Source organism: Thermovibrio ammonificans HB-1 (assembly GCF_000185805.1).
Taxonomy (GTDB): domain Bacteria; phylum Aquificota; class Aquificia; order Desulfurobacteriales; family Desulfurobacteriaceae; genus Thermovibrio; species Thermovibrio ammonificans.
Genome location: NC_014926.1, coordinates 1,012,059 through 1,034,061 on the forward strand (window position 1 = coordinate 1,012,059; position 22,003 = coordinate 1,034,061).

The 22,003-nt window shown below is 54.5% G+C and carries 24 protein-coding genes; 15 read left to right on the plus strand and 9 right to left on the minus strand.

What is annotated here, in order from left to right:
• The first annotated feature begins 2 nt into the window (after positions 1–2).
• The 3 genes from THEAM_RS05190 to coaBC are packed head-to-tail and all read left to right on the plus strand — an operon-like array spanning position 3 to position 3,430.
• Positions 3–914 (plus strand): zinc metalloprotease HtpX, encoded by a 912-nt coding sequence (locus tag THEAM_RS05190; protein WP_013537786.1) that lies wholly within the window; start codon positions 3–5, stop codon positions 912–914.
• A gap of 3 nt (positions 915–917) precedes the next feature.
• The gene (locus THEAM_RS05195) at positions 918–2,258 is read left to right on the plus strand and encodes a chloride channel protein (protein WP_013537787.1); all 1,341 of its coding nucleotides are present in this window, start codon (positions 918–920) and stop codon (positions 2,256–2,258) included.
• Positions 2,255–3,430, plus strand: a complete 1,176-nt coding sequence (coaBC, locus tag THEAM_RS05200; protein ID WP_013537788.1) for a bifunctional phosphopantothenoylcysteine decarboxylase/phosphopantothenate--cysteine ligase CoaBC — start codon at positions 2,255–2,257, stop codon at positions 3,428–3,430. Before THEAM_RS05195 ends, coaBC begins: the two co-directional genes overlap by 4 nt.
• On the opposite strand, the gene rlmB is transcribed toward coaBC, so the two are convergent.
• On the minus strand, positions 3,414–4,124 hold the full coding sequence (gene rlmB, locus THEAM_RS05205) for a 23S rRNA (guanosine(2251)-2'-O)-methyltransferase RlmB (protein WP_013537789.1): 711 nt from the start codon (positions 4,122–4,124) through the stop codon (positions 3,414–3,416). The genes coaBC and rlmB overlap by 17 nt on opposite strands.
• Positions 4,125–4,192: 68 nt before the next feature.
• Here rlmB and THEAM_RS09810 point away from each other — a divergent pair, with 68 nt between their 5' ends.
• Positions 4,193–4,324 (plus strand): hypothetical protein, encoded by a 132-nt coding sequence (locus THEAM_RS09810; RefSeq protein ID WP_013537790.1) that lies wholly within the window; start codon positions 4,193–4,195, stop codon positions 4,322–4,324.
• Here THEAM_RS09810 and THEAM_RS05210 read toward each other — a convergent pair.
• Positions 4,308–4,793, minus strand: a complete 486-nt coding sequence (locus THEAM_RS05210; protein WP_198005511.1) for a GNAT family N-acetyltransferase — start codon at positions 4,791–4,793, stop codon at positions 4,308–4,310. The genes THEAM_RS09810 and THEAM_RS05210 overlap by 17 nt on opposite strands.
• On the opposite strand from THEAM_RS05210, the gene THEAM_RS05215 reads away from it, so the two are divergent.
• A complete protein-coding gene (locus tag THEAM_RS05215; protein WP_013537792.1) occupies positions 4,771–6,009 on the plus strand; it encodes an MATE family efflux transporter in 1,239 nt (412 codons plus the stop codon). The two genes, THEAM_RS05210 and THEAM_RS05215, sit on opposite strands and share 23 nt — an antisense overlap.
• On the opposite strand, the gene THEAM_RS05220 is transcribed toward THEAM_RS05215, so the two are convergent.
• Genes THEAM_RS05220 through THEAM_RS05235 form a run of 4 tightly spaced genes read right to left on the minus strand, consistent with a single transcriptional unit; the run spans position 5,990 to position 10,832 of the window.
• Positions 5,990–7,948: a sensor histidine kinase gene (locus THEAM_RS05220; RefSeq protein ID WP_013537793.1), complete on the minus strand. Its 1,959-nt coding sequence runs from the start codon at positions 7,946–7,948 to the stop codon at positions 5,990–5,992. The two genes, THEAM_RS05215 and THEAM_RS05220, sit on opposite strands and share 20 nt — an antisense overlap.
• Positions 7,941–9,554 carry an NAD(P)H-hydrate dehydratase gene (locus tag THEAM_RS05225; RefSeq protein WP_013537794.1) on the minus strand — a complete coding sequence of 538 codons (1,614 nt, stop codon included), beginning with the start codon at positions 9,552–9,554 and terminating at the stop codon, positions 7,941–7,943. Before THEAM_RS05225 ends, THEAM_RS05220 begins: the two co-directional genes overlap by 8 nt.
• Positions 9,551–10,084 carry a peptide deformylase gene (gene def / locus THEAM_RS05230; protein ID WP_013537795.1) on the minus strand — a complete coding sequence of 178 codons (534 nt, stop codon included), beginning with the start codon at positions 10,082–10,084 and terminating at the stop codon, positions 9,551–9,553. Before def ends, THEAM_RS05225 begins: the two co-directional genes overlap by 4 nt.
• Positions 10,077–10,832 (minus strand): sugar phosphate isomerase/epimerase family protein, encoded by a 756-nt coding sequence (locus THEAM_RS05235; RefSeq protein ID WP_013537796.1) that lies wholly within the window; start codon positions 10,830–10,832, stop codon positions 10,077–10,079. Before THEAM_RS05235 ends, def begins: the two co-directional genes overlap by 8 nt.
• Before the next feature lie 68 nt (positions 10,833–10,900).
• On the opposite strand from THEAM_RS05235, the gene THEAM_RS05240 reads away from it, so the two are divergent.
• From THEAM_RS05240 to THEAM_RS09460, 5 genes are read left to right on the plus strand one after another with little or no spacing between them, the layout of a single operon-like run.
• Positions 10,901–12,946 (plus strand): hypothetical protein, encoded by a 2,046-nt coding sequence (locus THEAM_RS05240; protein WP_013537797.1) that lies wholly within the window; start codon positions 10,901–10,903, stop codon positions 12,944–12,946.
• 34 nt (positions 12,947–12,980) lie between these two features.
• Positions 12,981–13,325, plus strand: coding sequence for a phosphoribosyl-AMP cyclohydrolase (gene hisI / locus THEAM_RS05245; RefSeq protein ID WP_013537798.1), 345 nt, complete (start codon positions 12,981–12,983; stop codon positions 13,323–13,325).
• A 9-nt stretch (positions 13,326–13,334) separates the two neighbouring features.
• Entirely contained in the window at positions 13,335–13,616 is a 282-nt protein-coding gene (hisE, locus tag THEAM_RS05250; RefSeq protein WP_041439936.1) for a phosphoribosyl-ATP diphosphatase, read from the plus strand.
• Positions 13,617–13,619: 3 nt separating this feature from the next.
• The gene (locus tag THEAM_RS05255; protein WP_013537800.1) at positions 13,620–13,946 is read left to right on the plus strand and encodes a PocR ligand-binding domain-containing protein; all 327 of its coding nucleotides are present in this window, start codon (positions 13,620–13,622) and stop codon (positions 13,944–13,946) included.
• 6 nt (positions 13,947–13,952) lie between these two features.
• On the plus strand, positions 13,953–14,822 hold the full coding sequence (locus THEAM_RS09460) for a GGDEF domain-containing protein (RefSeq protein ID WP_013537801.1): 870 nt from the start codon (positions 13,953–13,955) through the stop codon (positions 14,820–14,822).
• On the opposite strand, the gene THEAM_RS05265 is transcribed toward THEAM_RS09460, so the two are convergent.
• Both THEAM_RS05265 and THEAM_RS05270 read right to left on the minus strand, forming a co-directional pair.
• Entirely contained in the window at positions 14,819–15,160 is a 342-nt protein-coding gene (locus tag THEAM_RS05265) for a histidine triad nucleotide-binding protein (protein ID WP_013537802.1), read from the minus strand. The genes THEAM_RS09460 and THEAM_RS05265 overlap by 4 nt on opposite strands.
• Positions 15,139–16,389, minus strand: a complete 1,251-nt coding sequence (locus THEAM_RS05270; protein ID WP_013537803.1) for a penicillin-binding transpeptidase domain-containing protein — start codon at positions 16,387–16,389, stop codon at positions 15,139–15,141. Before THEAM_RS05270 ends, THEAM_RS05265 begins: the two co-directional genes overlap by 22 nt.
• Before the next feature lie 56 nt (positions 16,390–16,445).
• On the opposite strand from THEAM_RS05270, the gene THEAM_RS05275 reads away from it, so the two are divergent.
• From THEAM_RS05275 to mnmH, 3 genes are read left to right on the plus strand one after another with little or no spacing between them, the layout of a single operon-like run.
• The gene (locus THEAM_RS05275) at positions 16,446–17,573 is read left to right on the plus strand and encodes a DNA double-strand break repair nuclease NurA (protein WP_013537804.1); all 1,128 of its coding nucleotides are present in this window, start codon (positions 16,446–16,448) and stop codon (positions 17,571–17,573) included.
• Complete coding sequence (locus tag THEAM_RS05280; RefSeq protein ID WP_013537805.1) at positions 17,563–18,243, plus strand: class I SAM-dependent methyltransferase; 681 nt, start codon at positions 17,563–17,565, stop codon at positions 18,241–18,243. Before THEAM_RS05275 ends, THEAM_RS05280 begins: the two co-directional genes overlap by 11 nt.
• 2 nt (positions 18,244–18,245) lie before the next feature.
• The gene (mnmH, locus tag THEAM_RS05285) at positions 18,246–19,286 is read left to right on the plus strand and encodes a tRNA 2-selenouridine(34) synthase MnmH (RefSeq protein ID WP_013537806.1); all 1,041 of its coding nucleotides are present in this window, start codon (positions 18,246–18,248) and stop codon (positions 19,284–19,286) included.
• Here mnmH and THEAM_RS05290 read toward each other — a convergent pair.
• Entirely contained in the window at positions 19,253–20,377 is a 1,125-nt protein-coding gene (locus THEAM_RS05290; protein WP_013537807.1) for an SPOR domain-containing protein, read from the minus strand. The two genes, mnmH and THEAM_RS05290, sit on opposite strands and share 34 nt — an antisense overlap.
• Positions 20,378–20,497: 120 nt before the next feature.
• Between THEAM_RS05290 and amrS the strand changes: the two genes are divergently transcribed.
• Both amrS and THEAM_RS05300 read left to right on the plus strand, forming a co-directional pair.
• Positions 20,498–21,505, plus strand: coding sequence for an AmmeMemoRadiSam system radical SAM enzyme (gene amrS, locus THEAM_RS05295; protein ID WP_013537808.1), 1,008 nt, complete (start codon positions 20,498–20,500; stop codon positions 21,503–21,505).
• Between the two features lie 33 nt (positions 21,506–21,538).
• The gene (locus THEAM_RS05300) at positions 21,539–21,997 is read left to right on the plus strand and encodes a YbhB/YbcL family Raf kinase inhibitor-like protein (RefSeq protein WP_013537809.1); all 459 of its coding nucleotides are present in this window, start codon (positions 21,539–21,541) and stop codon (positions 21,995–21,997) included.
• Positions 21,998–22,003 lie beyond the last annotated feature (6 nt).

Below are 22,003 nucleotides of genomic sequence, written 5' to 3' on the forward strand. Positions count from 1 at the left end.
TGATGAACTGGAACTCGGTAAAGACTGCCCTTTTACTGGGATTCTTAACGGGACTGCTACTGCTCTTCGGAAAGCTGCTGGGCGGAAACGCCGGAATGGTTATCGCCCTGTTTATGGCCGCAATAATGAACTTCGGCAGCTGGTACTTCTCCGACAAGATAGTTCTCTCCATGTACGGGGTGAAGCTCCTGAGCGAAGAGGAGGCCCCCTGGCTCCACGAGATGGTTGAGAGGCTGGCAAAGAACGCCGGCATTCCCAAGCCAAAAGTGGGAATAGCTCCCATGGACGTTCCCAACGCCTTTGCAACCGGAAGGAACCCCGAACACGGCGTAGTTGTTGTTACGCCGACAATCGTGGAGATACTCGACAGGGACGAGCTCGAGGGCGTTCTTGCCCATGAAATCTCCCACATAAAGAACAGGGATACTCTCATTCAGGCGGTTGCAGCAACGCTCGCAGGAGCGATAACAACCCTTGCAAACATGGCCCAGTGGTTCTTCATCTTCGGGAGGAGAGACGACGAAGAGGGGGGCTGGGCAGAGACAATCGGCCTCCTTGCAATGGTCATAGTGGCCCCGATTGCCGCTGCCCTCATCCAGATGGCAATCTCGAGGGCAAGGGAGTACAAGGCAGACGAAACCGGAGGGATAATCTCTGGAAAGCCGGAAGCCCTTGCCAGCGCCCTCAAAAAGCTGGAGGAGTACAGCCGCAGGATTCCCGAAGAGCTTGTAAGGCAAGAGGTTAACCCTGCAACGAGCCACCTGTTCATAGTGAACCCCCTCAAAGGGGACTTTATAGCGAGCCTGTTCTCTACACACCCTCCCACCGAAAAGAGGGTGGCAAGGCTACTGGAGCTTGCAAGGAAGCTCTTTGGTAGAATAAGGGAGACCTTCTGGAAGTGGGGAACGCCGTAAACTATGGAAAACGAGAAGGGGCGGTGGGATTTCTTCTGGCGCTACCTTAAAGGGTGCGCAACAACGAACCTCACCCACCGCTTTGACCTTTCCTCCATTTCCGTTTTCTTCGGCAGGTGGATTCCCTTCGCCTTCGCAGTGGGCATAACAACGGGGGCGATAGCCTCCTTCATGGATATTCTCATTGTAGGGCTCAACGACCTCTTGGTTAAAAACCTGCCGGTTCTTCTGCTCTACCCCCTTGTGGTTTCAGCGTTTGTAGGCTACGCCCTGGCAGTAGACCCGATAATAGGCGGCCCGGGAATCGGCTACGCGATTTTGCACCTGAAGACAAAGAGCTACATAAAGGTAAAAACCGTTCTGCTGAAGCTGCTGACCTCCACTTTCGTGCTGTCGGGGGGCTTTATAGCCGGAAGGGAAGGGCCCTCTTTCTTCATAGGGGTTGCCGTAGGGGAGTGGTTCGGTAAGGCCTACGGACTCGGGAAGAAGTACAAGCAGCTTCTCGGACTCATCGGCGGAGGAGCTTTTACCGGAGCGCTCCTGAAGGCCCCTCTGGGAAGTGCCATATTCGCAATGGAACTGGAGGAGATGTACAACCTCGACTACAGGCCTTTCGTTCCCATGATTATCGCCTCTATAGTCAGCTACCTCACCTTCTCGTTCTTCAGAGGGGAGAGCGCCTTTATCCACCTGCAGATGCTCCCCCAGTGGAACCTGAAAACGATACCTTACATTGTAGTTATGGGGCTTGCAATAAGCGTTGTGATATACGCATACACTTTCCTGTTCCACACATGCGTGTGCGTCTCTAAGTTCTTCGAACCCAAGATAAGGCCTTTAATCGGAACGGCCGCAGCACTGCCGTTTCTGGTTCTGCTCTACCTGTTCACAAGGGATACCGACTTCCTGTCGGCACCGGCACACATGGGAGTTGTTTCCAAGCTGGCACAGGTGCCCCTGCCGATTTGGACCGACCTCTTCGTTGTGGTTGCCGTTCTCGTGATAACGAGCCTGACGCTGGGTTTCGGGATACCGGGAGGACTCGTCCTTCCCAACCTGCTGATAGGGGCGGCCGTAGGGAACATGTTCGGCCACCTGTTCCCCCAGGAGATAGTGACTTTTACCCTTGCAGGTATGGGAGCGGCACTCGCCGCCGGAGCAAAGACGCCTCTTGCGGCCATAGTGATGATTACCGAGATGACCCACGCAGACGTTGTCATACCGATGACTGCGGCAATCATCACAAGCTACGCAACGAGCTTCGGCTTCAGCCTCTACTTGGGCCAGGAGATAAGGCTTAAACCCATGGTAGGGCGCGTGCAGGAGGGGGAAGAGGAGAGTTGATAGCCAAGAGGAAGATAGTTTTAGGCGTAACCGGGAGCATAGCCGCATACAAGGCCGTAGAGCTTTTAAGGGCCCTTCAGAAAAAGGGCGCAGAGGTAAGAGTTGCTCAAACACCTGCAGCGTGCAGGTTCGTATCCTCCCTCACCTTCGAGGCGATTTCCGGCTACCCGGTTTACACCGAGGTGGTTCCCGAGAGCTCCCCGGAAATCCGCCACACCACCCTCTCCAGCTGGGGAGAGCTCCTCGTTGTGGCCCCCGCAACGGCAAACACGATAGCGAAGATAGCCCACGGCATAGCCGACACCTCCGTTTCGGAGCTTGCACTCTGTATGGGAAAAGGAATTGTGTGCCCGGCAATGAACGTGAAGATGTTCGAGAACCGGGTGACTCAGGAAAACCTTCAAAAGCTAAAAGAGCTGGGCTGGGAGGTTGTTGAGCCGGAAGAGGGATACCTTGCGTGCGGCGAGGTGGGGAAGGGCAGGCTCGCGGCTACCGAGGAGATAGTAGAGGCGGTAGAGTACTGGTTCACACCGAAGCTCTTAAAGGGCAAGAAAGTGGTGGTTACCGCCGGCCCCACCCGGGAGTACATAGACCCGGTTAGGTTCATATCGAACCCTTCAAGCGGGAAGATGGGCTACGCAGTTGCGAAGGCGGCAGCAGCGGCGGGAGCAGAGGTAACGCTCATAAGCGGCCCCACCTGCCTGAAGACACCCTACAGGGTGAAAAGAGTGGAGGTTGAATCGGTAGAGGAGATGAGAGAGGCGGCACTCAAGGCCTTTAAGGAGGCCGACGTTTACATATCGGCGGCGGCGATAGGGGACTATAGGCCGAAAGAGCGCCACAGCTCAAAGATAAAAAAGGGAAAGGGCGGGCTTATACTCGAGCTGGTGAGGACTCCGGATATCCTCAGGGAGGTTGCCTCCCTTAAGAGGGAGGGACAGGTTGTTGTGGGCTTTGCCGCCGAAACGGATAACGTTATAGAGAACGCAAGGGAGAAGCTCTTCAGGAAAAGGCTGGACGCAGTGGTTGCAAACAGCGTAAGGAGCGGAGTGTTCGGCTCGGATTCAACCAGGGCCTTTTTCATAACCGCAAAGGAGTGCAGGGAGCTTCAGGGGAGCAAAGAGGAGGTGGCCCTCAAGATAGTGGAGTTAACGGCTAAGCTCCTCTCCTGAAAATCTCCCAGGCGGCTATTCCGGCAGCAACGGAAACGTTAAGGGAAGGGAGCTTCCCAACTGTGGGAATGGTCACCGTAAGGTCTGCAAGCTCTACAAGCTCAGCGTCTATCCCCTTCCCCTCAGAGCCCAAGATGAAGGCCAGCGGCCTCTTCAGCTGAGAGTCCCGGATATCCCTGCCTCCGGTTTCAAGGGCGTAAACGTTACCGCCGCTCTCTTTAAAGGCCAAAAGCCCCTCCTCCAGAAAGTCAACCCTTACAACCTTTAGGTGGAGCAGAGCTCCGGCAGAGGCCTTTACGGCGACTTCGTTAATCGGGGCGCTCCCCCTCTGGGGAAGTAGCAGCCCTACACCTCCGAACAGCTCAACGCTCCTTGCAATGGCCCCGAGGTTCTGGGGCTCGGTTATGCCGTTTAAGGCAAAAAAGAAGGAGTTCCTGTTAACCGTTTCCTCAACAAGCTCCTGTAAGGTGGCGTACTCTATAGGGGAGATAATGGCCACAACTCCCTGGTGTTTGCCGGTTCCCGCCAGCCTGTCGAGCTGGGGACGCTTGGCCCACTGGAACCGCACCCCCCTTTCCTGAAGGAGGCTCAAGAACTCCGGCTCGAAGAACTTCCCGTGGAGGAGGTAGACCTTCTCTATGTTGCGGCCCGACCTTACGGCCTCTTCAACTGCATTTCTACCGTAAATCACCATAGGGCGCTCCAAAAGGCGGTATCTGGCTATAAGTTTAGAATACTACTTTCGGTCGAAAGGGAGAAGTGTTGAAGGAGAAGCTAAGTCAAGCTCTGCAGAGGTTAAAGGCGGTTCCCAAGTGGAAGCTGGCCCTGTTTTCGGCAGCGGTGAAGGTTTTAGAGGTGGCGGCGGTGGGGTACTTGGTTAAGAAGCTCTTTTAACAACAAACCATTTTATACCGTCTTCCTCGTAACCTCCCTCAACCGTAAAACCCCAGGACTTAAAAGCCTCAACCGCTCCCTCGTGAGTTTCGGCAACGAGGGGGCCTCCGGCCAGCTTTTCCACCTCATCCACTAAAGCCCTGCCCACCCCCCTTTTCCTGAACTCGGGTTTAACGAAGATGTCGTAGATGTAGGTGTGGTCCTTCTTCCGCCTTGCGTAGAGCCAGCCTACAGGCTCTCCTCCGACGGTTGCCACAAGCAGGTAGGAGTTGGGGCGTACACGGTAGTTCCTGTAGTAGTCAACGGCCCTGTAGCGACTCTGGTATATAGAGAGTCCCCTCTCTGCCGAGCCGTAGATGTCGGCCAGAAAGCGCCTGAGCATCGGGTAAAAGGAGTCGAAGTTTTTCATAAAATTCCATCGCTCAATCCTAACGGGGAGCAGAGTTTTGGAGCTTCTTCGGCTTGCCATTCCCATTCTCCTCTCCAACTGGCTCTACTCGGTTCAGAGCCTTGTGACCCTTGCTGTGGTTTCTGCCTACGGTGAGGATATTATTGCCGGCGTGGGCTTTGCGTCAACGCTGGTTTGGCTCCTCTACAGCCTCCACGAAGGGGTTTACGCGGCAACCGCCACGGTGGCGGCAAGAAGGGTAGGGGAAGGTAGGGGAGTAGGGGAGGTTCTCGCGGCAAGCCTGCTCATATCTGCGGCAGTTGCCGCCCCCTTTTCGCTGTTTGGGGAAGAGGCGGCCAAGCTCTTCCTCGAGAGCTTCTCGGTTAAGGGGAAAGCCCTCGAAGCGGCCCTAAGCTACTTAAGGCCGGTTCTACTTGCGGCACCCCTGTTACTGTGGGTCAACACCCTTAACGCCGCTTTCACCGGAGTAGGCAAGAGCAGAGCGGTCTTCTGGTCTACAGGGGCGGTTTTTATATCGGGAACTCTACTTTTACTGCTCCTCGTGCCCCGGCTGGGAGCAGAAGGGGCGGGACTTGCGGTTGTGGCCTCGGAGCTTACAGGTGGAGCCGTATACCTGCTGAAGCTGAGAGAGCTTCCACTGAAGCCCGGCAGGGGCCTCTCAAAAGGGGAGGTAAGGCTCGGGCTAAAGGTGGGGTTGCCGGCGGCGGCAGAGTCCCTTTTGTCGTCTGTCTCCTTTAACCTGTTCTCGGGAGTGGTTGCAGCCTGCGGAACGGCACCCCTTGCAGGCTACCAGCTCGCCCTCAGAGTTGAAGGCTTTGCCACGGCGCTGGGCTACGCCCTCCTCGAGGCGGCGGTGCCGTTTGTAGGAGCAGCCGGCGGCAAGATGGCGGAAAGGGCAAGGGAGGCGGTAAAGGTGGGCCTCATCAGCGGAGCGGCGGCAGGGGCAGTACTCCTTTTAACGGCACTCATCCGGCCGGTAGGCGGGGAAGCGGGCAGGTGGTTCTCCCTCTACCTGCTTACGGCGGCAGCGGCCCAGCCGGCCGTTTGCGGCTCATTTGCGGCAACCGGAACCTTAAGGGCTACGGGTTTGGGACCCGAGGAGGCTGCTGTTAACGTGGGGAGCTACTGGCTCTTCAGGCTTTTGCCTGCGTGGCTGGCGGTAAAGGCGGTTAAAACGCCCCTTATTCCCTGGGGTTTCGCTGCGGCAGAGAGCTGGCTGAGGTTCGCCCTGCTGAGGCTGGTTCTAAAGGTGCGGCTCAGATGGGAAGCTCTATAACGAAGGTGTTCTTGTCAACGGTGTAAATTTTGCCGCCATGGTCTTCAACAATCTTCTTAACTATTGAAAGGCCCAGCCCCCAGCCGTCGTCTTTGCCGGAAACGTAAGGGGCAAAGAGCTTCTCCATTATCTCGTCGGGAATTCCGGGGCCGTCGTCTTTAAAAACGATAAAGACCTTATCGTCTTTCCGGGTGGTCGATACCCTGACCTCCTTCGCCCCGGCCTCTACGCTGTTAGATACGAGGTTGACCAGAACCTCCCTCGTAAGGTTCCTGTCGAGGGGGATTTTCGGTATCTCCTCAAACTCAAAGGAGAGCTTCACCTTCCCCTCGTAGGGCTCCAAAGTGCTCCTTATGAGCTCGTTAAGGTCGGTGAGCCTCTTTTCGGGAAGGGGCAGCCGGGTGAACTTCCTGAATTCGTTTATGAGCCGCTTTATAACTTCAACCTCCGCAACTATGGAGTCTACGGCTTTAAGTACCTTCTCCTTGTAACCGGGGCTCTGCCGCTCAAGGAGCCGCTTTATCCGCTCGGCGTTCAAAACTATGGGGGTTAAGGGATTTTTAATCTCGTGGGCAATCCTCTGGGCCACCTCCCTCCAGGCCTCGGCTTTCTGGGCCCTCACAAGGTCCGTCATATCCTCAATTATGAGGATTCTGTCTTCAATGCCGGGGCTCGAGAGAAGCTCAACGGTGAGGAACTTCTCCCTGCCCCCTATCTCCTCCCTTACGTCGCAGCGGCTTCTGTCTTCGGCCACCAGCCTCTCCACAGCGGCCCTAAGGTTGGGGTATGGGGAGAGGAGCTCCCAGATGGTACTGCCCTTTAGGGAGTCGGAAAGGCCGAGAAGCTCCTTGGCCTGCTTGTTACACGAGATTACCTTGCCGCCGTAGTCGAAGGTAACTATCGCCGGAGATATGGAGTTAAGCACCTCCTCAAGGTAGCGCTTGTTGTCCTCGAGGCTCTTCCTAAGGAGTTGAAGCTGCTCTACCATTGAGTTGAAGGCCTGGATAACGTGGCGAAGTTCATCGGTGGCCTCGTCTTCGGGAATTCTGACCGAGAGGTCTCCCCGGGAGATGCGCTGGGTGGCGTTATAAAGGGCCTCAACCGGTATGGATATCCTCTTTTCAAAGTAGCGGGCAAACCACAGGGCCCCAAAGAGAACGGCAAGTCCCATAACGGCGAAAGTTACCGTGTATATGGCCTTTATGGGAGTTTTGTAGGCCACAAGGCTCTTGTAGTCGGTCTGAAGCTCCCTTATCTGCCTCACCCGTTTAACGAGGTCGGGGGGAAGCTCTTTAGAAACGCAGGTGATGTTCCACTTCCTCTTAACGCAGGCAACGAGCTGACCGGAGCGGTAATCGAGGAAGGCGTAGTTTTTCAGCTTCTCAAGCTGTTTAATCTCGCTCTTCTTAAGGGGGAAATCGCCTACCCTCTCCACCTTTTTACCGGTAAGCCGAAGGAAGCCGTTAACGCCGTAAACTTTCAGCGTATAGGGATAAACCCGCTTTTTAACCGAAAGCTCCCGCGCCTTCCTCTCAAGGTCTCTCTCTATGAAGCTGAGGAACTGCTCGGTTGTTTCGCCCGATGTCTCAACTATCCGCTTTACCTGAATCCTCAAGAGCCTGTCGAGCCCCTGGTTTATGACCCCGGAGGCGAGGAATATGGAAAAGAGGGCCGGGCCGAGGATGAGAAGGAGGAAAGCGGTGAATATCTTCATCCGGAGCTTCGTTTTAAAGTAGGGAAAGAAAAAGAGGGCAAGGTTCCTCACGAAGAGGACTATGAGAACCGTTATGACTATTAGCGTTAAAGCAAAGAGCACGTGGAAGAGGGGGTTGTTAAGGTAAAACTCCCCCATAGAGGAGGAGATAAAGGAGACCCCGAAGTAGGCAACTGCAAAAATGAGAAGGAGGAAGCCTAAAAGTAGAGCCAGCTGCCTAAACACCTACCGCTTCTCTCAAGGAAGTTACAAAGGGAAGCTCTCCCCTTAAAGGCTCAACTTCGAGCTCTTTTATCCTCTTTATGGCCTCGGGGAGGAAAGTTATAAGGTCGGTAGCCTTCATACCCTCCTGGGTCAGGCGCTCGGCCGCTATGTCGCCGGCCAGCGAGTGGAGGAAAACGCCGAACTTGGCGGCATCTTCGGCATCTATCCCCATGGCCAAGAGGGCACCAATAACGCCTGCAAGAACGTCGCCGGTTCCGGCGGTGGCCATACCCGGGTTGCCTATAACGTTTACAAAAACCTGACCCTCGGGAGTTGCAACAACCGTTCTGCCGCTTTTAAGAACCACAACCACCCTGTGAGAGCGGGCAAACTCAAGGGCGTGACGCCAAGGCTCCTTTAAGACCTCTTCTTTAGGAACCCCCGAAAGCCTCACAAACTCACCTACGTGGGGCGTAATAACAACGGGCGTCTCCTTGAGCTTCAGCGGGGATGTATCTTCCGCAAGGGCGTTCAGGCCGTCTGCATCTATAACCATCGGCAGGTTACACTCCTTTATGAACTCCCTTGCAAACTCAAAGGTTGAAGGGTCGCTGCCCAAGCCGGGCCCCACAACCACCGCCGAGAACTTGCCGTTCCTAACGAGCTTCAACGCCTCATCAAGACTCTCAACGGCGAAAATCCCCCTGCCGCCGTCGTCAACGGGCAGGGACATCACCTCGGTCAGCTTCACCTCAAACACGCCGTTTAAGCTCTCGGGAACCATAACGGTTGAAAGCCCCACTCCGGCCCTCAGGGCCGCATCGGCCGCCATGGAAGGAGCGCCGGTTTTACCCTTTGAGCCACCCACAACGAGAAGGTGGCCGAAGGTGTACTTGTGGTCCATCACCTCCCGCAACGGGTAGGTAAAGGCCACCTCGTCAAGGGTGAGCAGGTAGCGCTCGGGGCCCAAAAAGAAGGGGATATCCTCCGGAATGGAGATGTCCACTATAAAGAGCTTCCCCACGTAGTCGCAGGCCGGAGGCATAACGTGGGCGATTTTCGGGAAGGCAAAGGTAACGGTGTAGTCGGCCTTAACGTGGGGACCTATAATCTGGCCGGTATCGGCACTGATACCCGAGGGGATATCCACAGAGACAACCTGCTTTGCCGCTCTGTTCACAACGTCAACGAGCTCGGCGTAAAAGCCCGAAAGGGGCTTTGAAAGGCCGGTGCCGAAAAGGGCGTCAACAACGAAGTCGGCCTCCTTCAGCAGGGAGTAGACCTCGAGGAGCTGAGACTCCTCCCTCACAACGTGGATAGGAACCGGCAACCTCGAGAGGATTTCGCCGTTTACCCGGGCATCTCCCTTCAGCTCCTCTACGGGAGCGGTGAGGATAACTTCAACGTCGTAACCCAAGTTGTAGAGGTTCCTCGCAACGGCAAGGCTGTCGCCCCCGTTGTTTCCCTTGCCGCACACAACAACGGCAGAGGTTCCCTTAACCTCACGGTATATAACCTCTGTAACGCCCCGGGCGGCGTTCTCCATAAGGACAACGCCCGGCACTCCCAAGGTGTTTATCGTTTCGGCGTCTATCTGTGCCATCTCCTTGGCCGTTAAGAGCCTCATTTCCCCTCCGCTGCCAGCTTCCTGAGGTAGTTCCTCTTCAGTTTCTTAAACTTCTCAAGGGCAAGGCGCTTCTGAAGGGGAGAGAGCCTGTCTATGAAAACTACACCGTTAAGGTGGTCTATCTCGTGCTGAAGGGCCCGGGCAAGGAGTCCCTCCCCTTCAATCTCAATCTCCTCGCCGTCGAGGTTCTGGGCCTTCACCTTTACCCACTGGGCCCTCTTTACCTTCCTGTAAAGCCCCGGCAGGGAGAGACACCCTTCCTCTTTAACAACCTCCCCCTCAGAGGCCACTATCTCGGGGTTCACGAGGACTATCGGGTTCTTACCCTGCTCCTCGGTTCCTGCCTTAAGGTCCAGAATCAACACCCTTTTAAGAACGCCCACCTGGTTGGCGGCAAGCCCTACGCCTCCGCGCTTGTACATAGTTTCAAACATGCCGTTTACAAGGTCAACAAGCTCCTGGTTGAACTCCTCTACCTTCTGGGCCTTGCTCTTTAAGGCTTCGTCCGGGTATATCCTGATATCAAACACCTTCCAACCTCCGCAAGTTCTCAAGCGCCCTGGCAACAGCCCGGGGGCTCTTGTTTTCCAGGTTAAATATATAGTCGTGTCTGAAGGATTTAACCTCCCCGATAAACTCCTTAAAAGGAAAAGTGCCCTCTCCTAAAGGGGCGTGAAGGTCGGAGAGGCCGTCGTTATCGTGAACGTGAAACTCAAAGAGCCGCCCGCCGAAGGAGAGCCACTCCTTTAGGGGAACCGTTGAGAAGAGGTTAACGTGGCCCGTATCGAGGCAGACGCCGACGTTTTCGGGAAGCTCTAAAAGAAGCTTGGCGAGAACCGAAGGGGTGGGGTCGAAGACGTTCTCGAGGGCAATACGCCCGGGGTAGGCGGCGGCAATTTCCGAAAAAGTCTCAACCGCCCGCTTAAACCAGGAGTCGAATATCGGGTCTACCTTTTTGGGGTGGTAGCCGGTGTGGAACACGACAACCTGAGCCTCAAGAACCGTTGCGGCGGCAAGGGCCTCTGCGAAGCGCCGCCGGGTGGCCTCAAGAACGTAAGGGTCGGAAGCTCCCGGGTTAAGGTCCATAAAGGGGGCGTGAACCGTAACGGGAAGGTTTCCCACCTCTCTTTTAATGGCCCCGAACTCCTTAAGGGTTAACGTCTCCAGAACCTCGGCTGTGAGCTGAAGCTCAACCCCTATCCCCAGCGAAATTACCTCTTTAACGGCATCGAGGCCTCTTAAGAGCTCACCGCCGGAAACGTGACCTACGAGCTTCAACTTCAACTCCTTTTCGAAATTAAACGAAATTAAGTATTATTTATAAGCCTACCCCTTCCGGAGGAAAGTTGAGACGAGCTCTCCTGGCAGCCCTGCTACTGCTGCCGACCCCCGTGGCCGGAGCAGAACTGAACTTAGACGTCTCGGTGTTTAAGCTAAAGGATACCAGAAACTACCGCCGCCAGGTGGGGTACGAGCGGTGGCGGGGAGAACACTCCGGAGTTCTGCTGCTGTGGCAGCTGAGCCAGAAGTTTAAGATTAAAAGGGGAGCCTGGCTGAAGCTCACAATCACAAGCGGAACGGCAAAAGTTCCCTACGTAACGCTCTTTACCTCCCCGGAAGACTCCCTCTTCGGAACCGGCAAACAGTTCACGGTTAAAGAGCTCTACTTCCACAAGGACAATTTCATCTTCAACGGCCTCATCGGGAGCTTCGGTAAACAGCACTTTGAAGTCCCCGCCGTTTACAACGACTACCTGTGGGGAGGCAGGTTCATCTACCGCTACAGTAAAAGGCTTTCGCTCTTTTGGAACCAGGTTGCAGGCTATGAAGGGCGCTACCTGCTGACCGAGAACAAAAAGGAAGACGACGTAGACCTATTTGCCGCCGGCATCAACTACAGGTGGAGGAAAGCCTTAATCTCCTTCGGCGTTTACAGAATATCCGACGCCCTCGGGCCACAGCCCGGCATTGCCTACAACGGCCTCTTCCTGAAGGCAGACTACGGCCAAGCAGAGCTTCAGGCCGCAACCCAAAACGGGAAAAAGGCCTTCATAGCCGACGGCCGCCTGAAGGGCATTAAGGTAAAGCTGGGATACGCCCAGAAAGGCTTTACCTCCTACGGCTACAGAGAGGCCGTGTTCAACCTGGGGACCGTGTTCAAACCCGACTTCTCAAACCTGAAGTTTGCGAAGCTCTCAACATCGCTCAACCTTTACCCTTTCACCGTAAAACCCTACGTACTGAGCCTTAAAGAGGTATCGGGCAAAAAAGTGGGAGACGAGGCGGGAGCCGAAATAGACTACCCGTTAGCGGGAGGCTGGCTCTACCTGAAGGCGGGGGCGGGGAGTTCCGGCTCCTACGGCTACTTCTTCGGTTACAAAAGGGGGTTAAAAGTTCCCGTAAACAGTTTACCCCAAGAGGTAAAGGTAAAGAACAGCTTCTCCCTCACCGGGGAGTATACAGACCTTCCCCACCATTACTACAGACCTCAGCTGGGGTACGAAGGCTGGGAGAGGGCCCTCCACGTAGGCTACTGGCACACCACCTACAGGCTAACGGTTAAAGGGGAGAACTGGAAGGCCCAGGTGGCAACCGGCCCCTCCTCTAAGGTAGACTACCTGGTGTGGGGCAACACCCACGACAACTACATCCACAGGGTTAAAGAGGGGAAGGAGTGGCACCTTGAGGAGCTCTTCCTCTCAAAAGAAAGGCTCAAACTCGGAATGCAGAGGCTCAGCCTCCCGTCTTACGTAGACGACTACCTGACCGGCATGTCGGGCGAATACAGGGGGGTTTACGGATTCCTGCTCTACACATCTCCCTACGGCAGCCGACCCCAAATAGAGAGCGAAGCCGTGGCGGGGGTAAAAAGGAAGTTCTCCAACCTCGGCTTCTACGCGGTTTTCCAGGGGAACGGCTTTAAAAGGGCGGTTACGGCGGCTGCCACTTTGAAGCTCGGCAAAGGAAGGGTTACGCTGCTGAAGCAGAGCGGCAGGGGCTGGGGCTTAGCGGCAACCGCGAAGGCCCGTTACGGCGAGGTAAAGGGGAGAGCAAAGCTCCTCATCTACTCCGACAGGTTTACCACCTTTGGGGTGAAGGAGTTCTACCGTGACCTGGCATACACCTTTAGGCCAACCTTAAGCGATATGAGGTTTTTCTCCCTCGAGGCTGCAAAGCCCCTCCACTTTGGCTCTAAAAAGCTCTCAAGGCTCAAGCCCCGGTTTGCCCTCTTCTACCACAGGCTCAACAGGTTCTCCGGGAAGTTCGTGGCCCAAGAGGCAGGATTCAGACTCTCTGTGAAGCCCGGCCGCTTCTGTAGGCTATCCCTCGTGGGAGCCGTTGGTAGTAATAGTTCTTACTACGAAGCTTTAAACTTTTCGGTTAACTGGTAGATGTATAATATTCACTCACCTAACGGAGGTTACCGTGAAGGTTAACCCTGACCTGCTGAGCAAGGTCGACTTTGAAAAGGGTGGAGGACTTGTACCCGTTGTGGTTCAGGATGCCTCAACGAAAGAGGTTCTGATGGTTGCCTACGCCAACAGGGAAGCCCTCGAGGAGACAATTAAAACCGGGTTTGCCCACTATTACTCCCGCTCGAGGGGGAAGCTCTGGAAAAAGGGGGAGACCTCGGGCAACACCCAACGAGTTAAAGAGGTCAGGCTCGACTGCGACGGGGATACTCTGCTCTACATTGTTGAGCAGAAAGGGGTTGCCTGCCACACGGGAGCCTACAGCTGTTTCTTTCGGACGGTAGCAGAGGAGGAGTAACTGTTGAAGATGGAAGAGGTTCTCAGTAAGCTCTACCAAGTTGTCAAGCAGCGTAAAGAGGAGATGCCCGAGAACTCCTACACGGCGGAGCTCTTCCGCCGCGGGGAGGACAGAATCCTGCAGAAAGTCGGCGAGGAAGCCGTTGAGACGATACTGGCCCTTAAATCTGAGGACAAGCAGAAGGGAATCTACGAAACCGCAGACCTTCTCTACCACCTGATAGTTGCCCTCGTAAACAGGGGCATTACCCTCGACGAGGTTGCCCAGGAGCTGAAAAGGCGTATGAGGTAGTTTATGGAGTTAACGGTAAGGCCTCTGGCCGACTTTTTCAAACCCGAGGAGGTGGGCAGACACCTCCAGAAGTTCTTCGCCCACATCGGCGGCTCGTCGATGGTGTGGGACGAGAAGGGAGAGCTGAAGTTCGTAGATTTCGTTTCGCCCTACTGCGAGGTAATCTACAGTAAAGTCCCCCACCGGTGTGAGGCCGACAGGAAGGAGCGGTTTGAGAAGGCCCTGAAAATCGGTAGACCCTTCCTGCACAGGTGCTTCGCCCAGAAGTTGAACTACGTAATTCCCCTCGTTATAGAGGAGAAGTTCTTTATAGGTGTAGGGGGCGGCTGACAGGGGTTGTACAGACTCTCCCGGCGGGAGATTTTGAAAATCAGGGAGCTGGCCCTGGAGATAGGAGAAGACCCCGACAAGCTCCTCCTGCTGGCCCAGGAGGATTACGACTACGGCTGTAGGCGCGACGACGGCGGCGTTCTGAAGCTCTCGAGGAGGAAGGAGATTCTCCTCCACCAGAGCAGGCTCTTTTTAAGGAGCCTCAATAGGCTCTGGAGGGCGAAAAAGGAGAACGTTCCGAAGGAGAAGCTGAAGCTCCTGCTGAGGGTAGAGGAGATAGTTGCCGGGAACCTAATCAAACGGTTCCCCGTGGAAAAGGGGCAAGATGTGCTGGTCTACGAAGCTCTAAACGACCTTGTAGACGCCGTCTCCTTCCTGCTGAAAGTTGTTGCGCCGGCAAAGCTCAGGTACTACGCCTACAGAGACCAGCTTACAGAGGTTTACAACAGACACTACCTAAAGGAGCAGGTGGACTTTTTCAGGGCAAGGCCCGAGAACTTCCCGGTCGGCGTTATCTTCATAGATATGGACGACCTAAAGAAAATCAACGACACCTACGGCCACAACTTGGGAGACTGCTACCTGAGGAAGCTCGTTGAGGTTCTGAGGGTTTCGCTAAGGGGAGGGGACCTCATATTCCGCGTAGGCGGAGACGAGTTCGTACTCTTAGTGCCCGGGGCAAACGAGCGGATAACAAGGAGAATAGTGGAGCGGATAAGACAGAACATAAAGATGATAAACGAGATGGAGCACCTGAGACCTCCCCTTTCGGTCTCTATAGGGTATCAGGTGTGGGAGTCTCCCAGCCAGGACTTCTGGGAGGTCCTGGCCAGGGCCGACGAGGCGATGTACAGGGAGAAAAGGGCGAAGGATTAGCGGCAAACCATAGGACCTAAGGGCTTCCCTCCGAGTAGGTGGAAGTGAAGGTGGTAAATTTCCTGCCCGCCGTCGCTGTTACAGTTAACGAGTACCCTGTAACCGCTTTCGGCTATGCCGAGCTCCTTGGCAATTTTCTTAATAACGAGGAAGATGTGCCCTATCAGCTCGGCGTGCTCCTCTTTAAGGTCGTTTACGGTGGGGATGTGCTCCTTGGGAATAACCAAAACGTGTACCGGAGCCTGGGGATTAATGTCGTGAAAGGCCATCACTCTATCGTCTTCGTAAACGACTTTGGCGGGAAGCTCCCCCTTCACTATTTTGCAGAAGACGCACACGGCTCTCCCTCCAGTTTGGCGTAGTTCTGGTATAGTTTAGCAAAGTCCATAGCGGCAACAGCTGCAATCTCATAACCGCTTATGTAGTAGAGCCAATTGTTAACCGCAACCGAAGATAGAGCAATCGTTCGGTCTCCAACTTTGAGAAACCCGGTAAACCACTCACACCTACCCTCCGGGTAGCTCTTCTCGGTGAGAGTTCCGGTCTTTCCACCTATAACGGCATCGGGGTAGCGGCGCCTCAGCTGGAGGAAGTAGCGCCTGCGGGAAACGGTTCCCAGTTTAACAGTGAGCTCCATCATACGCTCAATCTCTTTGGCCGTTTCCGGCTTTACAACCCGCCTTATAACTTCCGGCTTAAAAGTGTAAACCACTTTCCCTGTTTTGTTATCGATGATTTTCTCGATAAAGGTGGGCTTTAACATAACGCCGTTGTTGAGTATCGTTTGGGCGATAACCGCCTGATGAAAAGGGCTCGTGGTTGTATCCCCGAGCCCCGCGGCCATAAGGGCAAGTTCGTAGCCGTCAAGGGGCTCTCTGTAAATTCCCCAGGGGAAGTTGTAGAGCTTGCTGTTAAAGCCAAAGAGCCTTGCGTATTTAAGGAGCTTCTCCTTCCCTATGAGCCTGCCGAGGTTGCCGAAAAAGGGGTTGGCAGAGGTGGCAAAAGATTGGGCAAACTCTCTTTTTACCTTAAAGGGACTGTTGAGCCAAACGGAGGGAGAACACGAATCTCCAACGCCTCCGCAGACGAGCTCCGTTTTTGGGGTTGCAAGGCCGGAATCTAAGGCGGCGGCGGCAGTCACTATTTTAAAGGTGGAAGCGGTGGGGTAGGAGCGCTTCATGGCCATATCGGGGTATTCAAGGCTGGAGACAACGGCAACTATCTTACCGGTGTAGGGTTCCTCCGCGACAAAGGCTCCATACTTTACTTTAAACCTTTTAAATTCGGCCTCTACCTTCTGCTGGAACTGGGGGTCTACGGTGAAAACAACGGTATAACGGCCGTTGTTATAGGTGTACCTGCCGTTTTCTAAGGTTGCCTTTTTGAAGAGGCGATACTGCATAGAGAAGTCGGATAGAAGCTCCTTAACAAAGGAGGGCTCTTTCTGACGGGACTTTACAGGTTTGGTAGGAGCTTCCGGCTTCGTCTCCGTTCCGGTTGTAATAAGGGAGATTCCGAAGGCAAAAACGGTAAGCGTAAGGAGAATCAGGATAAACTTTCGGCTCATTACGCTCCTCCTTGCACAGCTATAATATATGCGCCACCTCCGGAGGTTCTACGAAAATGGTAAGAAGAGGCATAAAGCCCCTCCTCGTTGAAACGGTTATCAAGAGAAAAGAGAAGCTGCTGAAGGCCCTCTCCTTCCTCGACGACTCCTCAAAGAGGGAGATTGAGAATATCTGGAACGAATTTCAAATAGAAAACAGAGAAACTCCGCCGCCTTACACGGTAGCCGCCGTAGACGGAAGCAGAAACAGCGTGCTGTTTGCCGGCTACGTTGTATACGCCGTAGGGGCCACATCGGTTTTAATCGTCAACGGCAGGAAAGAGGAGAGCTGGGAAAGCTTCTCGGTAGATGTAGACGTCCTAAAGCCCGACGAGTTCTCGGAGGCGAGACTAAGAATCCTTATGGGAATCCTCGAGTTTAAAGAGCTCTTAAAGGCCTCCAAGGAGAGCAACATCCTGCTGGTAGACGGCTCAATCTTAGGGGCAATTCTTCGGCCTACGGTGTTCAACCACGAGCTTCCGCAGGAGCTAAAGAGCCTTGCCTTAGAGCTTTTCAGTCGGGAGGAGCCAGAACTCCAAGAGCCCATCTGCTCAAAGTCCCTATACGGGGAGCTTGCAAGTTCCCCCTTCATAACCAACAGCAGGGAGTACGCGGCAACGGCCGGCTACCTGGAGTACCTTGAATACCTGGATACCCTCAGGAGGCTCCTTGAGAGCTTCCCCGGCGACGTTGTTGCCGTTTCCAAACGCTCAAGCTCGAGCCTTTACAGGCTCAGTCCGTCGCTTTCAGACGTGGCCCTGCTCAACGCCGCCCAACTCCCCCCGGGCTTTTCAGACCCCGTAGACATAACCCTCGACCAGGAGAAGAAATTCCAGTTCCCCGACCCCTTCGAGGAGGCCTTCAGGGGGCTTTCGTTCATCACCTTTTTCGTGAAACTCAAGCCCGGAGCACCGGTCCTGAAGGTTGAGCTCCTTACAGGAAAAAGGTCGGTTCTGCTTGCGGAAGAGAAAAAAGAGGTGTGCAAAAAGGTACTGGAACTCCTTGGTTACTTCGAGATAGACGGATACCCCTGGCCTCTGAGGGAGGTTCACGAGCTCGTGAAAATTAAAAACGGCGACGTCCAAGAGCTTCTAAACATCCTAAAATTCCAAGGGATAACCGGGAGGGAAGGCCTTGGGGAGTAACCCCTTCAACGGGGGAGCTTTCGAGTACGACGCCTTCTACTCAACTCCCTTCGGGAGAAAGCTCCTGAGGCTGGAGGGTCGGCTCCTGGAGGAACTACTGAAACCTTACAGGGCCGGCCCCCTGCTCGAAGTGGGCTGCGGAACCGGAGCCTGGATGGAGTTCCTGAAGGGGAAGGGTTTTACCCCGGTGGTAGGGGTCGATATTTCCCTCCAGATGGTGAAAGTAGCCCGCTCAAAGGGGTTAGAAGTTGTAGTCGGCAACGCCACAGACCTTCCCTTCAAAAACCGCTCCTTTAAGGCCTCCTACTTTGTAACGAGCTTAGAGTTCATTGAAAACCCGCTGAAGGCCCTATCGGAGGCGATAAGGGTAACCGAAAAGGCCCTGCTCATAGGGTTCCTAAACAGACACTCTCTCCTAAACCTGAAAAGGAGGTTAAAGGCCTTACTCGGCCTCAAAACGGTTTACAGACACGCCCGGTTCTTTACCCTGAAAGAGGTTAAAGAGCTTGTGGCGAAAGCCGCGGCCCTCTGCGGCACAAGGGTGACCTTTGAAAAATCGCTCTCAACGCTTAATTTCACATTCGGAAACTTTGCAGTTGAACCGTTAGAGAGGCTCTCTGAAAGGCTACCCACCGGAGCCTTTAAGGCGGCACTGTTCAGGCTGAGGTAGAGATGGAGCTCGTAAAAGAGATAACCGTTGAAGAGGCCCTTAAACGGAAAGTTGCCCTTGTAGACGTTAGAACAAGGGAGGAGTTTGAACAGTTCAGGATACCGGGAGCCTACAACGTTCCCCTCTTCACAAAAGAGGAGAAGGAGAAGGTATCAAAGGTCTACTACGAAAAAGGGGAAAAGGCCGCAAGGCTCTACGCCTTAGAGCTTGTGGGGCCGAAGCTCCACAGAATAGTCCGCTCCATTAAGGAGATAAAGGAGAAAGAAGGGGCAACGGCCGTTTACTGCTGGAGGGGAGGCCTGAGGAGCCTTGCCGTTGCAACCATATGCAACCTAACGGGGGTGTTCGTCTTCAGGCTGCAGGGGGGCTACAGGGCCTTCAGGCAGTACATCCTCAGGAGAATAGAGGAGATATCGAAAGAGCTCAACCTGGTTGTTGTTTACGGGCCTACGGGAGTGGGTAAAACCCGTATGCTCAGGGAGCTTCAAGCCGAAGGCCTCCCGATTATAGACCTCGAAGGCCTTGCCGGCCACAGGGGCTCGGTATTCGGGGGAATCGGACTCAAACAGCCCACACAGAAAATGTTCGACGCCCTACTTTGGCAGGAACTCGAAAGGCTCAAGAACGCCCCGTTCGTAGTAGTTGAGGGAGAGAGCAAGAAGATAGGGAACCTCCACCTGCCCGACCCCTTCTGGAAGGCCATGGAGCGCGGGCACAAACTTTTAATCACCCTTCCCCTCCAGGAGCGGGTCAAAATCTCCATGGAAGACTACATGGTAAACCGGTTCCAGCCGGAGGTCTACCTCAAAGCCCTGAAGAGAATAGAGAAAATACTGGGAAACGAAAAGTACAGGGAGATTGCAAAGCTCATACAGGAGAGGAACTACCCCGAGGCCGTGAAAGAGCTCATGGTTAACTACTACGATAAGCTCTACAGCCGCTCCATTCCCGAAACGGACTCGGTAATAGAGGCCTCAAACTACGAAGAAGCCAAGGAGAGGCTCAAAAACTACCTGCTCTCCTTGGGAAAGACCCAGCGCTGAGGCCTGTAGGCGCAGTCCCTAACGAAACCTCCCCTTACAACTCTGTTTACACGCCTTTTAAGCCTTTCGGCATCCTTAAAGTGCTCCTCAAAGCCCACCCTCAAGGTGTAGAGGTGCCCTATCTTCTCTACCCTTACGTAGGGAAGACCGGCTTTTTGAAGCTTCTCGGCCTTCCTCTCAAGGGCCCTGAGGTTGGTTCCAGAGGCAACCTGAACGCAGTAGTAGTCCCTTTCGGTAGAGAGAGAAGCTCCCTGGAGCCCCGCCTGAGAGGCTTCTTTCCTCTGAACAGAAGCGTTTTCGGGCCGGCGGCCGGCCGCAACTTTCTCTCCTTGAGAGAGCTTATACTTGGGAGGCAGAATAATGGGTGTGGGCTCTTCCTGCACCGCCTCTTTGGCCTCGACTTTCCTCTCAGTTCCCTCCGAGCCCCCTTTTCGAACGGTCTCCTCCTTTGAAACCGGCTCTTCCTTAACGGAGCTCCGAGGCGGCTCCGGGACGGTTTTGGCAGTTTTACCGGCAGATTCCCTTTCAGCCGGGGCCTCTTCAGTCTGCGACGGGCTCTGCTCTCGGGATTTTTTACCCGTATCGGTGTAAGTAACAGAAAGGGTGTTGCCGCTTTTCATAAGACCGTTTATAACTTTTGGGGAGAAAAAGAGTATCACGGCAGCCGCCACAACCCCTAAGCCTATCAAGAGGAACTTGAGCTTCTTCTTAAACTGGGCGCCCTTTGTGTAGGCCAGAAGCTCCTCCCTAACGGCCTCGTCCTGAGTGTAGTTCATAAACTCGCTGGGAATGGCAACTATCCGACGCCACAGGTACTCCCTAACGATGAACTTCACTATCCAGTCCTGCTCCTTGTCAAGGTCTGTAAACTCACAGTACGTTCCCTCCTCCGTCTTCGTACACCGGAGCTTCAAATCGGGAATAACCACCTCGTAGTAGTTATCAAACGGCACGAGAAGGTCGGCCTCTACCTCCCCCTCCAGCGGAGCCTCAAGCAAAAGCCCCTTAACTCCCCACTTCTTAACTTTTAACTTCTCTCCCTTAACAATCAGGTAAGCCGGAATCTCAAAAAGCGGGTTATTTTCCCCCATCGTACTCCCCTTCAGCTTAACTGAGTTTGGTAAGCAATTTTACTACTCTTTGAACTTTAAAGTTTTCTAACTTAAATTGAGTTCCAGAGGGGTAAAGTCCAAACAGATAAGGAGGGAGAGATGCCCACCGTAGAGGCCCGATACTGGGAGAAGTTAGAAGGCGGAAAAGTAAAGTGCACCTTATGTCCCAGAAACTGTGTAATACCCGAAGGGGGCAGAGGGTTCTGTTTAGTAAGGCGCAACGCCGGCGGTAAGCTGGTAACAACCGTTTACGGCGAGATAACCTCTGCCAACTACGACCCCGTAGAGAAAAAGCCCCTCTACCACTTCTACCCGGGCGCCGTTATCTTCTCGATAGGAACAAACGGCTGCAACCTGGATTGTAAGTCGTGCCAGAACTGGGAGATTTCCCGACAGGACACACCCCACCTAAGGCAAGTTTTGCCGCCAAACGCCCTGCCCGAGCTTGCCTCCAGGTACGGCTCAATAGGGGTTGCCTACACCTACAACGACCCGATAATCTGGTTTGAGTTCGTAAAAGACGCGGCCGAAAAAGTGAAAGAGGCCGGCCTGAAGAACGTGCTCGTAACAAACGGAAACATCTCAATCGAGGCCCTCAGGGAGCTCCTGCCCCTGATAGACGCCTTCAACGTAGACCTCAAAGGCATGGACAGGGAATACTACCTTAAGTTCTCCTCCTTCCCGAACCCCAACGTGTGGCAGGTGTGCGAGGAGGTAAAAAAGGCCGGTAAACACTTGGAGCTGACAAAACTGATAGTGCCGGGGTTCGACAACTTCACGCCGGAGTACTTCGAACGCTTCGGCAGGTGGATAGCCGAAAACCTCGGTAAAGACACTCCGATTCACTACTCCCGCTTCTTCCCGGCCTACAAGCTCCTAAACACGCCCCCCACACCGGTAGAGGTGATAGACCTTGCCTACGACGTCACAAGAGAGTTCCTCTGGTACGTTTACGTCGGGAACGTTATAGAGCCCGAAAGGGAGTCTACCTACTGTCCGCAGTGTGGAGCGCTCCTTGTAAAGAGGGCGGGCTACTCGGTAGAGGTCCTATTTACCCCCGACGGCAGGTGTCCCGAGTGCGGCAGGCCGGTAGATTTTGTGTTTTAAAATGGTTTAAAACCCTATCGGGAGAGTGAGAAGATGAGGCTTTTCAGCCCGGCTTTCGGAAACGGTGAGTACATACCGATTAAATACACCTGCGACGGCGAAAACATCTCTCCGCCGCTGCTGTTCCTCGACCCCCCTTCGGAGGCGGAGAGCTTCGCCCTGCTGGTAGACGACCCCGACGCCCCCGGAGGGCTCTTTACCCACTGGATAGTCTACGACATACCGGCAGAATTTGAAGGCCTACCGGAAGACCTCCCTCCGGCCCCCGAGCTGGAGTACGGAATAAAACAGGGGGTAAACGACTTCGGCCGGATAGGCTACGGAGGTCCCTGCCCGCCGCCGGGTAGACCCCACAGGTACTTCTTCGTAGTTTTCGCCCTGTCGGTTCCGACCCTGGGGCTGCCTGCCGGAGCAGACAGGCAGGAGTTCTTAAGGGCCCTTGAGGGCAAAGTGATAGACCAGGACGAACTTGTAGGCCTATACGGCAGATGATAAATT

Excerpts from the sequence above, each read along its gene's own strand:
- THEAM_RS05190 (WP_013537786.1), top strand. The coding sequence starts at position 3 with ATGAACTGGAACTCGGTAAAGACTGCCCTTTTACTGGGATTCTTAACG.
- THEAM_RS05195 (WP_013537787.1), top strand. The coding sequence starts at position 918 with ATGGAAAACGAGAAGGGGCGGTGGGATTTCTTCTGGCGCTACCTTAAA.
- rlmB (WP_013537789.1), bottom strand. The coding sequence starts at position 4,124 with ATGGTGATTTACGGTAGAAATGCAGTTGAAGAGGCCGTAAGGTCGGGC.
- THEAM_RS05210 (WP_198005511.1), bottom strand. The coding sequence starts at position 4,793 with ATGGCAAGCCGAAGAAGCTCCAAAACTCTGCTCCCCGTTAGGATTGAG.
- THEAM_RS05225 (WP_013537794.1), bottom strand. The coding sequence starts at position 9,554 with ATGAGGCTCTTAACGGCCAAGGAGATGGCACAGATAGACGCCGAAACG.
- hisE (WP_041439936.1), top strand. The coding sequence starts at position 13,335 with ATGGAAGAGGTTCTCAGTAAGCTCTACCAAGTTGTCAAGCAGCGTAAA.
- THEAM_RS05255 (WP_013537800.1), top strand. The coding sequence starts at position 13,620 with ATGGAGTTAACGGTAAGGCCTCTGGCCGACTTTTTCAAACCCGAGGAG.
- THEAM_RS05270 (WP_013537803.1), bottom strand. The coding sequence starts at position 16,389 with ATGAGCCGAAAGTTTATCCTGATTCTCCTTACGCTTACCGTTTTTGCC.
- THEAM_RS05275 (WP_013537804.1), top strand. The coding sequence starts at position 16,446 with ATGGTAAGAAGAGGCATAAAGCCCCTCCTCGTTGAAACGGTTATCAAG.
- mnmH (WP_013537806.1), top strand. The coding sequence starts at position 18,246 with ATGGAGCTCGTAAAAGAGATAACCGTTGAAGAGGCCCTTAAACGGAAA.
- THEAM_RS05290 (WP_013537807.1), bottom strand. The coding sequence starts at position 20,377 with ATGGGGGAAAATAACCCGCTTTTTGAGATTCCGGCTTACCTGATTGTT.
- amrS (WP_013537808.1), top strand. The coding sequence starts at position 20,498 with ATGCCCACCGTAGAGGCCCGATACTGGGAGAAGTTAGAAGGCGGAAAA.
- THEAM_RS05300 (WP_013537809.1), top strand. The coding sequence starts at position 21,539 with ATGAGGCTTTTCAGCCCGGCTTTCGGAAACGGTGAGTACATACCGATT.